Origin of the sequence: Xanthocytophaga flava (genome assembly GCF_030068545.1) — a bacterium.
GTDB lineage: Bacteria > Bacteroidota > Bacteroidia > Cytophagales > 172606-1 > Xanthocytophaga > Xanthocytophaga flava.
The window spans coordinates 165683-178416 of sequence record NZ_JASJOR010000007.1 but is presented as its reverse complement, the minus strand read 5'-3'; the positions used below and the strand labels follow the sequence as shown (position 1 = coordinate 178416).

The 12734-nt window shown below is 41.2% G+C and carries 13 protein-coding genes; 2 read left to right on the top strand and 11 right to left on the bottom strand.

All coding sequences use genetic code 11. The annotated features are described in order from the left end of the window. Nucleotides 1–18 precede the first annotated feature (18 nt). Together pxpB and QNI15_RS12785 are read left to right on the top strand one after the other, a co-directional pair. Nucleotides 19–744: a 5-oxoprolinase subunit PxpB gene (gene pxpB, locus QNI15_RS12790; protein ID WP_314032043.1), complete on the top strand. Its 726-nt coding sequence runs from the start codon at nt 19–21 to the stop codon at nt 742–744. An 89-nt stretch (nt 745–833) separates the two neighbouring features. Beyond that, nucleotides 834–1802: a 5-oxoprolinase subunit C family protein gene (locus QNI15_RS12785; protein WP_314032041.1), complete on the top strand. Its 969-nt coding sequence runs from the start codon at nt 834–836 to the stop codon at nt 1800–1802. Nucleotides 1803–1832: 30 nt separating this feature from the next. On the opposite strand, the gene QNI15_RS12780 is transcribed toward QNI15_RS12785, so the two are convergent. The 11 genes from QNI15_RS12780 to uxaC all read right to left on the bottom strand — a co-directional run bounded on the left by QNI15_RS12780 (nt 1833) and on the right by uxaC (nt 12731). After that, nucleotides 1833–2813, bottom strand: a complete 981-nt coding sequence (locus QNI15_RS12780) for a 3-oxoacyl-ACP synthase III family protein (protein ID WP_314032040.1) — start codon at nt 2811–2813, stop codon at nt 1833–1835. Between the two features lie 42 nt (nt 2814–2855). Then, a complete protein-coding gene (locus QNI15_RS12775) occupies nt 2856–4145 on the bottom strand; it encodes a F390 synthetase-related protein (protein WP_314032038.1) in 1290 nt (429 codons plus the stop codon). A gap of 20 nt (nt 4146–4165) precedes the next feature. Next, complete coding sequence (locus QNI15_RS12770; protein ID WP_314032037.1) at nt 4166–5026, bottom strand: MBL fold metallo-hydrolase; 861 nt, start codon at nt 5024–5026, stop codon at nt 4166–4168. Then, nucleotides 4999–6012: an NAD-dependent epimerase/dehydratase family protein gene (locus QNI15_RS12765; RefSeq protein ID WP_313999720.1), complete on the bottom strand. Its 1014-nt coding sequence runs from the start codon at nt 6010–6012 to the stop codon at nt 4999–5001. Before QNI15_RS12765 ends, QNI15_RS12770 begins: the two co-directional genes overlap by 28 nt. A 114-nt stretch (nt 6013–6126) precedes the next feature. After that, complete coding sequence (gene fbp / locus QNI15_RS12760) at nt 6127–7152, bottom strand: class 1 fructose-bisphosphatase (RefSeq protein ID WP_313999718.1); 1026 nt, start codon at nt 7150–7152, stop codon at nt 6127–6129. A 233-nt stretch (nt 7153–7385) separates the two neighbouring features. Continuing rightward, nucleotides 7386–7802, bottom strand: coding sequence for a nuclear transport factor 2 family protein (locus QNI15_RS12755; protein ID WP_313999716.1), 417 nt, complete (start codon nt 7800–7802; stop codon nt 7386–7388). Between the two features lie 45 nt (nt 7803–7847). Continuing rightward, complete coding sequence (rhaM, locus tag QNI15_RS12750; RefSeq protein ID WP_313999715.1) at nt 7848–8162, bottom strand: L-rhamnose mutarotase; 315 nt, start codon at nt 8160–8162, stop codon at nt 7848–7850. Between the two features lie 23 nt (nt 8163–8185). Next, nucleotides 8186–9505, bottom strand: a complete 1320-nt coding sequence (locus tag QNI15_RS12745) for an MFS transporter (protein ID WP_313976767.1) — start codon at nt 9503–9505, stop codon at nt 8186–8188. Nucleotides 9506–9508: 3 nt separating this feature from the next. Further along, complete coding sequence (locus QNI15_RS12740; protein ID WP_314032036.1) at nt 9509–10174, bottom strand: bifunctional 4-hydroxy-2-oxoglutarate aldolase/2-dehydro-3-deoxy-phosphogluconate aldolase; 666 nt, start codon at nt 10172–10174, stop codon at nt 9509–9511. Between the two features lie 144 nt (nt 10175–10318). Continuing rightward, complete coding sequence (locus QNI15_RS12735) at nt 10319–11329, bottom strand: sugar kinase (protein WP_314032035.1); 1011 nt, start codon at nt 11327–11329, stop codon at nt 10319–10321. A 1-nt stretch (nt 11330) separates the two neighbouring features. After that, on the bottom strand, nt 11331–12731 hold the full coding sequence (uxaC, locus tag QNI15_RS12730; RefSeq protein WP_314032034.1) for a glucuronate isomerase: 1401 nt from the start codon (nt 12729–12731) through the stop codon (nt 11331–11333). Between the last annotated feature and the right edge of the window lie 3 nt (nt 12732–12734).

The following is a 12734-nucleotide window of genomic DNA, read 5'->3' as shown; positions in this document are numbered from 1 at the left end:
TACAGGTATTTCTCTTGTATGATACCAACAAACTTTCAAATCTCCCCTCTGAGCGAGTCTGCTGTCGTACTGGGCTTTGGCAATACTATTGACCGAACTCTCAATACACAAGTACTTGCTTTAGCAGAAGCCATACAAGCCAGTCCGTTTCCCGGATTTACGGAAGTATTACCAGCCTATAGCTCGCTGACTGTCTTTTATGACATTTTTGCAGTACGGAAGACATTTCCACATACTCCTGCCTATCATACAGTTCGGAAAATACTGCTTGACTATATAACAACAGATGAATCTGTCTTTCATTCAGGTAAAGACATGTTGGTTAAAATTCCGGTTTGTTACAGCGAAGTATTCGGATGGGACTGGAAAGAAGTATATGAGCATACAGGTATCTCACGAGAAGAAGTAATTGCCATACACACAGCTACTATATATCGGGTGTATATGATGGGATTTTTACCAGGGTTTCCTTATCTGGGAGGTATGGATTCCCGCATTGCCACACCCCGCAAGTCACAGCCACGATTAAAAGTTGAGGCAGGTAGTGTAGGCATAGCAGGTGAGCAAACAGGTGTATATCCACTGGATTCTCCGGGAGGCTGGCAGGTCATTGGCAAAACACCTGTCAAACTATTTGACCCTACTACCAACAAACCTGTTTTATTGAAGGCAGGTGATCAGGTTCAGTTCTATGAAATTGATGAAGATACATTTTACACATGGAACTCTGCCAAAGAAGTCTGATTTTTCTGTGAAGTTGTATACAATATAGCTTCTACACTAACATCTCTGTCTGCAACAAAATTATTCAGCATCTACTTTATCTATTTTTTGTGAGTATATATATTCTTCAAACAGGCTTGCTGACAACGGTTCAGGATAGAGGACGCCAGGGTTATCGCAGTTTTGGCATCAACCCTAATGGGGTGATGGATACTATAGCGTCCACTCTGGTCAACTATCTGGTAGGTAATGATGCCAGTGAAGGAGTGATAGAGTTTCATTTTCCAATGGGAGAAATAGAGCTTCAAGAAGATGCACTTGTTGCATTTGGAGGGGCAGACTTTGGCCTGAAAGCAGATGACAAACCACTGGACAACTGGAAACCTCACTACCTTAGTAGAGGAACCCGCATTAAGGCCACTGCCAAACCTCAGGGTGCACGTTTGTATATGGCTGTACAGGGTGGGTTTCAGCTGGAAAAATGGCATGACAGTGTGAGTACTAATCTGAAAGCACGTACCGGCGGTTACAAAGGTCGAAATCTGCAAAAAGCAGACATCCTATCATTTAAATCAATACATCACTTCTCTCCTTCCCTGCTCACTCACTCCTCCCATTGGGGAATTTCACTTAATACCCTTCAACAGTTATATGGGACTGATACTGTACGTATTATTGCAGGGCCAGAATGGGATATGCTTACTCAGGAGGCAAAAGAGATTGTCCAGTCTCAAGAGTTTCTGATCTCCTCTTTCAGTGACAGAATGGGCTACCGTCTGGAAGGAATAGCACTGGAACGTGAGGATGCTACAGAACTGGTATCCTCTGCTGTTACCAAAGGTACAATTCAACTACTTCCCAGTGGTCAGTTAATTGTTCTGATGGCAGATCATCAGACTACAGGGGGTTATCCACGTATTGCGACGGTTATCGGGGCAGATCTGTCGGGATTAGCTCAAAGGTCTACTCATGACAAAATACATTTTTCCCTTGTATCTGTTGAACACGCAGAGGAAACTCTCCTGACACAACATCGAGAGTTTGAAATACTGCGGTTTGCCATTAACCAAAAATTGTAACCTTAAGCATCTCTATACTTTTAAGGATTGTCAGAACTGTAATGCAATAGCTCCGAGAGACAGACCTGCTGCAGATCCTGCCAATAATATTTTGTCGCCTTTGGTAAGCTGCTGACTCTTATATAATGCTTCCAGGCCCAATGGAATAGAAGCCGAAATACAATTACCATAGTGGGGTAACGTCAAAACTATTTTTTGGGGATCAAGGTTGTAGGTACGTATAAACAACTCATTCCCTATCCGACTGGTTTGGTGAGGAAGTACAAAATCATATTCCGTCAGTTGTGTATGAGTCTGTCGGGAAAAATCATCCATAAAACCAGCCAGTTTCTCCAGTGTTAGCTTAATCATGTGTTTTCCCTGCATCTGAAAATAGAATTCTTCAGGTACAGCGCCTATTCCCTGCTTTACTAACCCACCCGCATAGATTTTAGCATACTCAACTCCCTGTGTATAATTTTTGAAGCTTGTTCCAATAGGTTGATATCCCTCAGTAGAAGAAGCTTCCAGAATTACAGCTATAGCTGCATCACCAAACAAAGAGTAGGTTTTAGGATCATTGGGATCAAGATTACGGGAAGCAATTTCTGCATTGACAATAGCGATCCGTTTCAGTCCTCGATATTGTAGATAGAGATGGGCTATATCCAATGCATGCAGAAAACTCAGACAGGTAGAATCTATATCAAAGCAGGGAGTATCGGCATCTTCTGTATCAATTTGTTTTTTGATGAGTGCAGCATTGAAGGGAATTGGATGGTCATACGATGCACCTGCAGCAATCAACAAATCCAGGTCTGACAATTGCAACGAAGCTTTTACTAAGGCTCGCTTTAACGCTTCAGCTCCTATCGAACCTACAGATTCGGAAGGATGTGACCAGTTCCGTGTTAATACTCCACTATTTTTTTCAATCCAGCCAGCTGGTAACTGCAAATGCTTTTCCAGATCTGTAGAATTTACCACAGATCCAGGCATGTATTTTTCTATTGCCTGTATTTTAATATTCATCCTATTGTCTATCCGGATATTCCTTCTGTTGTATTCGCTTTACTATAAGATTGCCCTGGTAACCTTTCGAAGCTTACTTCCGGGGCTAGTAGTTATTCCTTTTTGTAACTCAATTATTATAGAGTAAACATGGTTAGTCTGTAATAAATCCTCTATCCCTGCTTGTATTTTTTGTCCAACAGTATCAAAATCACCTGGATCGCAGTCTAATTCTATACGTACATGAGACTCGCCAGTCTGAACGATCCGATATGACCGGAAGTCATTTGTCCTGCGTGCAATCATTCGACAGATTATATCCGGATAGAGTTTAACCTTACCTTCTGATGTAGTAAAAACGAGTACATCATCGGCCCGTCCTTCGATTCGCTCCAGACCCAGAAAAACAGATCCACAGGGACAGGGAGACTCTCTTTCAATCAAGATGTCGTCCAGTTCATAGCGTATTATGGGTTGTGTGCTACGTGTAAAGTCTGTAATAACAGGGTGAAATCTACGACCTTCGATTGTTTTCTTCTCTATCAATAGGAAATCCTCATTCAGATGGATAGTCCCATGTGCACAACTTACTCCCAGAAAACCTTCTGTACACTGATACACTTGTGTGATAGAAACGTTAAAAACAGATGAAATAAAGTGATTGTCTTCATCCTGTAGTACCTCTGCAAAAGAAATAATCTGCTTTGGAGAAATATGTAGTAACCCTATTTGTTGCCGATCTGCAATATCAGATAAAACAGATGGTTGCGCTGCCAAAATGTCGGGTTGATAGGCATTCAGATCCGTAAGTAATTCATCGATAGGTTTGAAAATATCAAAATAGGCAAATTCAAAAAGAGATGACTGGATAGAACTGTATAGATTACTATTTGCCCGAAGGAAGAAGGCAATCTTTTGTTTTTTGAAAAAAACAGGTTTGATTACACGATTCATCACCAGTCCTACCCATTGGGCACGTTCCTTTTCAGATACAACAAACAACCCTCGTTTTCCGCTTGTTCCTGTAGATAATCCGACTGTCAGGTTCCCATATTCCGGAGAGAAATTTCGACTTTCTTCGGCTTGCAAAGCTATTTCCATAGCTTGTTGTTTCTTGATTCCCTGTGTATTGATCTGATCAAACATTTCCATGAAAATCTGCTTGTTGATAATAGGAAAATCATCAAGCACTTTTCCTTCTTTTACAAATGTCACATAGTAAGGCGATTGAATTAATATCTTGGCAAAAAAAGACTGAAGCTTACGTTGCTGGTATCGTATCAGTTCTTTTCTGGTTTTAAACTTTCTTTTGAACCGAAAGTAAAGCCAGTAATACACTATTTTTAGTTTCATGAATCTACACCTATAGCTACTTAGTTAATCTTAGCAGATCTGCCAGTAATAAAATTCATTGTTTGTGGACAATGCGTGAACAACAACTGTTCTTCAGGATGGTTCTTATGATATCTGTATAACTTTTCAGAACTGTCTACATAGTCTCCCCAACTATCAAAAAACAACTTTACTCTCTGTCTGGGTAAAATCCTTTGCTGAAAAGTATCCAAACTCCAGTAGGCATCACTAGCAAATACAGTAATCCCATCTGTATGTTCTACCCGTATACCCAGCATGCCCCGAGCATGGCCAGGCAATTCTATCAGTTTCAGCGTACCATCATTAAAAAGATCATACATCACCAGACCTGATGAGTGATCAATCTCTTGTTGGGCAAGTTCTTCTAGGGCTTTAGACCTGCTCACAAAGTCATCAGGCAGCAAATCGGGTAATATGCCTTTTTTGACGGCAGACCATCCTTTCTTTGCTACCGCTTCTTCCATACTTTTTTGGCTACAAATAAATTGTGAAAAGGGAAAGTCTTTTACTCCTCCTATATGATCTGCATGAAAGTGTGAAAGGATAATGGTATCAATATCTTTTGCCGAAAGGCCTATTTCTTTAAGTTGTTCGATGGCTGTTTCTTCTTTGTGCACAACTACTGGTGTTACCCATGCATACAAAGTATAGGGCATTTTTCGGGTTGCCGAATGGAAACGGTCTGTGTATCCTGTATCGAAAAGGATATTGCCATGTACAGGATGCTGAATCAGTAGCCATGTCGCATAAAAACAAACCTTTCCCCTTCGTGCTTTCGGATTCACTACATGTCCGTCTGACAGACAATAACCTGACTGAAAAATCCGAAGCTTTACACCGTTTTCTGACTCTTGTACCATTCGATAAACTCATTTATTCCTTCCTGCGTGCTTTGTACAGGCTTATATCCTAAATTCTTTTTAGCTAATGAAATATCCATAGTCATAGACCTGGCCAGACTTCCAATGCCATGTTGTGTAATAGGAGGTTCCTCATTGGGTTTAAACCATTTGTATCGTTGTTCTGTGATCCAGGCAGCTGTCATCACTATCCAATACGGAAGTTTGCGCGTAACAGGTTTTAACCCCAGTTGTTGAAGCAGGTTGTTTAATACTTCCCATAATACTACAGGTTCGTCATTGCTAACATTGTATGCTTGTCCCATTACTTGTTTTTGGGCGTTTAATGAACAAACTATAGCTTCAATTACATTGCGTACACAGGTAATATCTCCTTTGTTGGTACCAGAACCAATGATAACCAGTTTGTTCTCCTGATAGGCTTTCAGGACCCGAGGGAAGATAACCGTATCTTCTGCCCCAATAATAGCTCTGGGGCGTAAGGCAACTGTCTCCAGTATATCACTATTGGCAGCCAGCACTAATCGTTCAGCTTTTAGTTTGGTAGCTGCGTACTCATTCACCATTCGGGAAGGCAAAGGCTCCTGTTCAGAAATCAGGAATCGATCTGTATAATTGAAGTAAATACTGGGTGTAGAAATAAAAACAAACCGACTCACTTTTTCTGCAATAGCAGCCTGTAGTAGATTTTGTGTTACGGTTACATTGGCTTTCTCAAAGTCCTCTCTTTTACCCCAGGGTGAAGATAAGGCAGCACAATGAACTACGGCATCTGCACCAGCCAGAATCTGTTGGCAGAAAGCGGCATCTGTCAGATCTCCTGGAATAAATATACATCCTGCCTGTTCGAGAGCAAGTTTCTTATCCGACTTACGGGATGTAGCAAGGATAGTGGCTCCGATAAAAACAGTTGGCAAAAACTTGGCTACCCGGCTTCCCAGAAATCCGGATGTTCCAGTAACAACGATCTTTTTGTATTGCCTCACAAAAACAGACTATTGGTAAAAAGCTGTAAATGTAAGGGTTGAAGAATCTATTTACCTAAATTTGAAGAATAAAATATCCATCTGTGAGAATAGATATTTTATTCTTCTGTTATCCTATTGATGCCGGAACTGATTCTCCATCAGATATTGCCGCTCCATTTCTTTTACCATTGCATCCGAACCAATAAATAAAGGACTTCGCTGATGTAAGCTGGTGGGTATAACATCCAGAATTGCCTGACTGCCATTAATAGCTCTACCTCCTGCCTGCTCTGCCAGAAAAGCTAACGGATAACATTCATATAAGAGCCGCAGTTTTCCTTCCGGTTGGGTTGGAAGAGCAGGATACAAATAGATGCCTCCTTTTAGTAAGTTTCTGTGGAAGTCCGCAACCAATGATCCGATATAACGGCCACTATATCCCTGGCGTTTGCATTGGTCCAGGTACAACCGAACACACTCAGCATACTGATACCAGTACCCTTCATTGCAGGAAAATATACTGCCTTGCTTCGGAATCTTTAGATCCGGATGAGATAAGAAAAATTCTCCCAGTGAATTTTCATAGGTAAAGCCAACTACACCATGACCTGTCGTGTACACCATCATAGTAGATGATCCATAGAGAATATAACCTGCGGCGACTTGTTTACGTCCACCCTGCAAAAAGTCTTCCATTATGGGAGCTTCACCAATAGGAGATGCACGCCTGTAAATAGAGAATATAGTTCCAATCGAAACGTTGACATCAATATTGGAAGAACCATCAAGTGGGTCTATGGCTACTACATATTTTCCGTGTTCATTGCCTGTCAGGATAACCTCATCGGTTTCTTCTGAAATAATGGCACAGGCTTCCCCGCCGTTTTTCAATGCCCGAATAAACCGGATATTGGCCACTACATCCAGTTTCTGCTGCTGTTCACCCTGAACATTCTGATTTCCAAAAGCACCTGTTATGTCAATTAAGCCAGCTCGGTTCACTTCACGATTGATAATCTTGCCAGCCAGAGCGATATCTCTGAGTAATTGAGATAACTCACCGGAAGCAAATGGAAACTCGCTTTGTTTGCGTTTAATGTACCTGTCCAGCGTGATTCCTACCGGACTGGCAATAGCATTTTCATTTAATACTGTCATAGCATTAGAGGATTAAGAGTAGAATTACCAGATATATAATTAAGCAGGGTATCCGTTACGAAAAGCAAATACAAACCATGGTCTTACCAATTTGGAAAGGCAAGGCAATGAACTTATAGGGATAGGGTATCTAAGAAAAAATGCGGCTAATGCGATGTGATGGCGTTGCTTCTACTCTGAAAGTTGTCAGTATAAGAGGAATACAGGTCTTATACTGACAGAAAAAATATAACTTAATTTTGTGGTGGTGGTAACTTGGTTGAAGTCCAGTTTACGAGTTGCCACTTTCCTTTGCGTTTCAGGTAAACTACTGTATACATCAAGGTATTGGCATTTATTTTAACGCGGCCTGTCCCGATGGCTGTTGTACCAAAGGGCTGTACGTTCAATTCTTCCAGCGTTACTTTCTGGTATTCCCACTGCCCGGACAATACATGTTTAATGTAATCTGTCTTATTCTCACGTAGTCCGCTTGAATGAGTGTAGATAGCATCATCTGCATATATTTCGTTTAGCACAGCTTCTTTTTTATTGGTTTGAGCATCAAATCGTCTATTTTCCAGAGATGTAATTTCATCTTCTATCCTAGTCTGTGCCATCAGCAATCCCATAGAAAAACATAACAGAAAGGTCAGCAAAAAATGTTTCATACGTAGTTTATTTTAAAGTATGGTGTACATAATATGTCTGGAATTTTATTCCATATAAAAAACTTCTTCTAACAGTTTGGTTACAGGCGAGTTATCCGGATTTGTTTCCATAATATCTGCCATAAATGTCCACCATTTTTGCACAATGGGGTTACTTCCAAGTTGTTGAGAGGATGCATTGCCTTCTATCTCCTGCACTCCAAATAAAGTATGTGTCTCTTCGTCCAGAAAAATAGAATAGTTGCTGATTCCAGCTTCCTGAAGTAGCGTCTTTAACTCAGGCCAGATAGCATCATGTCGTTTCTTATATTCTTCCTTATAACCCGGCTTTAGATACATTTTAAAGGAGACACGAGACATACACCACTATAGATTAAATGAGACTATATATTTACTTTTTCCATCTTAGGGGCAAACAGGTGCATGAATCCCCAAGCTATCAGATAAGCGAGTCCACAGATTACAAAAAGGATATTGTAGCCAGTTGTAATGTTGCCTAATGCTTTATAATGATCCAATAGCTGGCCAATGATATAGGGGAATACGAAACCACCCAATGAACCAGCCATGCCCCCAATACCTACCACAGAACTAACGGCTTTCTTCGGAAACATATCTGAAGCTGTTGTAAAGATGTTAGCACTCCATGCCTGGTGAGCAGCTGTAGCCAGACTCAATAAAGCCACTGCCTGCCAGATATTTGTTGTAAACTGAATCGCCATAATAGGAACTACGCACAAGGCAAAGAATAACATGGATGTCTTACGGGCTTTAAATACCAGCCAGCCTTTTTTAATCAGATAACCAGACAGGTATCCACCTCCTATACTTCCTATGGAAGCAAAGGTATAGAGTGTTGCCAGAGGCAATCCTCCCTTACTGATATCAATATTAAAAGAAGCATTGAAGTAGGCTGGCAACCAGTACAGATAAAACCACCAAATAGGGTCAGTAAGTAACTTTCCGAATACAAATGCCCAGGTCTGACGGATTCCAAACAGCTGAATCCACTTTACAGGTTGTTCATGCTCTGTTTGTCTCTCTTCTACGTCTGAGTTAATATAGTCGTATTCTTCCTGGGTAAGTAGCTTGTGTTTGGAAGGTTGATAATACAAAAACCACCACAAGATAAACCACACAAACCCAATACCACCTGTGATGATAAAAGCTGCCTTCCAGCTATATACACCCAGTATCCAGGGAACCATAATGGGTGTAATCACCGCTCCAATATTAGCACCAGAGTTAAATAATCCAGTCGCAAAGGCTCTTTCTTTTTTTGGAAACCACTCAGCTACTGTTTTGATAGCAGCTGGAAAGTTTCCACCTTCACCGAGGCCCAGCAAGGCTCTGAATACACCAAAACCAAATGTACTGGTGGCTGTAGCAGTCAATACTCCGGCTAAGCTCCACCATATGACGGACACTGCATAGCCAATCTTGGTTCCTATCTTATCAATGATGCGACCAAATACCAGTAAGCCGGTTGCATACGCAGCTGTAAAAGCCATTACCAGATAGCTGTAATCTGTTTCTGACCATGTAAACTCCTTTTCAAGAGTAGGCTTTAATAAAGCAAAAACCTGTCGGTCCAGATAACTGATGGTTGTTGCAAAAAATAAAAGCGCCACAATAACCCATCGGAAATTCCCAACTTTGTTTTGCTTATTCAGGCTGCGTGGTTCGGCTTGACTGGTTTTCATGGTTTATTTCCTGGATAAAGATTGAACAAAACTCATAATTTCTGCAATACGTTTACTCAGATCATCACTGGACGAACCATCCGTTGCTGTAAATAACTGAGACCCTAAGCCTGCACAAAGAATACCTGAACCAAACCATTCCTGTAAATTCTTCTGATTGGGTTCCACCCCTCCTGTTACCATCAGATTGGCATCAGGCATTGGTCCTTTGACTGCTTTTATAAAGCCTGGACCCAGCACATTTCCCGGAAATATTTTTACTACCGCAGCGCCCAATTCACGTGCATGAAAGATTTCGTTTAAGGTAGCCGCAGCCGGAAGCCAGGGAATAGAGTGCTTATGGCATACATCCGCTACTGCTGCTGTCGTAACAGGCTGCACCACAAAGTCGGCTCCAGCCTGAATAAAATATTCGGCATCTTCTGGTTTATAAATCGTTCCAATCCCCAGTAACATACCCGGACATTGCTCTGCCACAAACTTTTTAAGTTCCGGAAACACTTCTCTTGCTTTTTCACCTCTGTTGGTATATTCAAATGCTCTCATCCCACCCTTATAACAGGATTTCAGGATGTTTTGTGTATACGCTAAATCTCCATGATAAAAGACAGGAACAAGAGGATACTGTCTGAGTACGGCAATAATATCTGTTATAGACTGGGTTAACATCAGCTGTAAGAGTTTAATATTTTTCAAAGCCATTCTTCTACTCGAAACAAACTGAAGAAGTGCTAATGGATTTGTTTTGTATAGGTTTCTTTCTTTATTAGCTCAACAAGAGTTTCTTTTACCGGATAAATGGCATATAATTGCTTATCGTACCAGACGTCCTGAGGTATTACCTTTCATAATCTGCTCTATTTCAGGCACAGTTGCCAGATTTACATCTGCCTCTACAGTATGCTTCAATGCAGAAGCTGCCACCGCAAATGTCAGTGCATCCTGCCCATTTGTATAGTGTAATGTACCATAGATAAAGCCGGCCATAAATGCATCGCCACCACCAATACGATCTACAATTGGATTGATGTCATATACAGGCGTTTCCAGATACTCTTTCTGATCATAGGAAATACCTTTTAGTTTATTGTAAGAGGCACTCAACGTTTCCCGACGGGTAGTAATGATCTGTTTGATATTTGGGAAACGTTTCATTACCTGACTGGCAATAGAAACAAAACTATTTGCCTCGTTTGCATCAGGTACAATATCCAGAATATCTTCTGCATCCTGTTCTGCACATACAATCAGATCACAACCCGCAATCAGATCTGGCATTACTTCTTTCACTGTTTTACCATATTGCCACAGGTTTCTCCGGTAATTTACATCGGCTGATACTTTCACCCCCAGTTTACGGGCTACCTGAATTGCATCTGCACAAGCCTGAGCAGCAGAAGCAGAAATCGCCGGTGTAATACCTGTCCAGTGAAACCACTGTGCATCCTTTAAAATTTCTTCCCAGTTAAACCATGCCGGATCTAACTTCGCAAAGGCTGAGCCAGCCCGGTCATACACAATTTTGCTGGCACGCATAGATGCACCTACTTCCAGAAAGTAAAGCCCCAACCGGTCGCCTTTAAATACCATATCTTTGGTATCTACTCCATACTTTCTGTAAAATGCGGCAGCTGCGTATCCCAAGTCATTATCCGGAAAACAGGTAACATGGCTTACCGGAATACCCAGGTGTGCTAACGATCCTACTACGTTGGCTTCCCCTCCACCGTAGGTAATATTTAAGTGTCCTGCTTGAATAAACCGGCTATTTAACGGAGCCGATAACCGCATCATGATTTCTCCGAAGGTTACAACTTTTTTCATTTTAGAATTGGAAGTACTGTTTTGCATTATAGTAACAGATATTCTGGATTATTTGGCCAATCCAGGGAATATCGTTTGGTAATTCGCCATTTTCGATGTCATTACCAAATATATTGCATAAAATTCTACGGAAATACTCGTGACGTGGATAAGATAAAAAGCTACGTGAATCGGTGAGCATACCCACAAAACGACTCAGCAATCCCATATTGGAAAGGGCATTCATTTGTTTTTCCATACCATCTTTCTGATCCATAAACCACCAGCCTGACCCAAACTGGATTTTTCCGGCTACAGAACCATCATTGAAATTGCCAATCATGGTGGCAATCACTTCATTGTCTCTTGGATTGAGGTTATAGATGATCGTTTTAGCTAACTGATTTGCGGTATCCAGTGTATTCAGAAACTTAGCCATAGCACGACCTTGTTCAAAGTCGCCAATGGAATCCCAGCCAGTATCGGGCCCCAGGGTTTTCAACATACGGGAATTGTTATTACGCAAAGCACCAATGTGAAACTGCTGTGTCCAGCCTTTCTCCCAATCCCATTGGGCAAAATAAATCAGCATGGCGGACTTGAACTTCAGCTTTTCTGTCTGATTTAGTGTTTCACCTTTTCGTAATCTTTCAAAATATCCGTTTATCTCAGAATCCGTGTAATCTTCTGCATAGATCTGTTCCAAACCATGATCCGACAATTTACATCCCATCTGACCAAAGAAGTCATGGCGTTTTTTCAAAGCATCTAAATACTCATCCAGCGTAGTAATAGATATATTGGATACAGACTCTACTTTGGCAACATACTCATTAAAACTAGCTGTATTGTCTACATTCATAGCCTTGTCTGGTCTGAAAGTAGGCAATACCTTTACCTGAAAGCCACTTTTTGCAATAGTCTGATGATATTCCAGCGAATCGGTTGGATCATCAGTAGTGCAAAGCGCTTCTACATTCATCTTTGTCAGCAGGTTCCGAACAGAGTATTCCGGAGTAGGAAGCAAGTCACTACAGGTTTTGTAAATAGAAGCTGCTGTAGTAGGGTTTAAAACTTCTTTGACACCAAAATATCGCTGCAATTCGAGATGAGTCCAGTGATACAATGGATTTCGCATTGTATACGGAACTGTCTCAGCCCACTTCTCAAATTTCTCGTAATCTGACTTGTTTCCGGTACAGTAACTCTCATCTATTCCATTGGTACGCATGGCTCTCCATTTGTAATGATCGCCATACAGCCATATCTGGGTAAGGTTTTCAAATTTCTTATCTATCGCTATTTCCTGAGGAGGCAAATGGTTATGGTAGTCAATTATAGGCATTGACTTGGCGAAGTCATGGTATAATTTACGTGCAGTAGCGGTTTGTAACAGAAAATCGTCGTCCAGGAAACTTTTCATATT

Bases quoted from the DNA above. Each gene is read 5' to 3' on its own strand.
- fbp (WP_313999718.1), bottom strand. From the start codon at position 7,152: ATGACAGTATTAAATGAAAATGCTATTGCCAGTCCGGTAGGAATCACG.
- QNI15_RS12745 (WP_313976767.1), bottom strand. From the start codon at position 9,505: ATGAAAACCAGTCAAGCCGAACCACGCAGCCTGAATAAGCAAAACAAA.
- QNI15_RS12740 (WP_314032036.1), bottom strand. From the start codon at position 10,174: ATGTTAACCCAGTCTATAACAGATATTATTGCCGTACTCAGACAGTAT.
- rhaM (WP_313999715.1), bottom strand. From the start codon at position 8,162: ATGTCTCGTGTCTCCTTTAAAATGTATCTAAAGCCGGGTTATAAGGAA.
- QNI15_RS12735 (WP_314032035.1), bottom strand. From the start codon at position 11,329: ATGAAAAAAGTTGTAACCTTCGGAGAAATCATGATGCGGTTATCGGCT.
- QNI15_RS12775 (WP_314032038.1), bottom strand. From the start codon at position 4,145: ATGAAACTAAAAATAGTGTATTACTGGCTTTACTTTCGGTTCAAAAGA.
- uxaC (WP_314032034.1), bottom strand. From the start codon at position 12,731: ATGAAAAGTTTCCTGGACGACGATTTTCTGTTACAAACCGCTACTGCA.
- QNI15_RS12770 (WP_314032037.1), bottom strand. From the start codon at position 5,026: ATGGTACAAGAGTCAGAAAACGGTGTAAAGCTTCGGATTTTTCAGTCA.
- QNI15_RS12780 (WP_314032040.1), bottom strand. From the start codon at position 2,813: ATGAATATTAAAATACAGGCAATAGAAAAATACATGCCTGGATCTGTG.
- QNI15_RS12755 (WP_313999716.1), bottom strand. From the start codon at position 7,802: ATGAAACATTTTTTGCTGACCTTTCTGTTATGTTTTTCTATGGGATTG.
- pxpB (WP_314032043.1), top strand. From the start codon at position 19: ATGATACCAACAAACTTTCAAATCTCCCCTCTGAGCGAGTCTGCTGTC.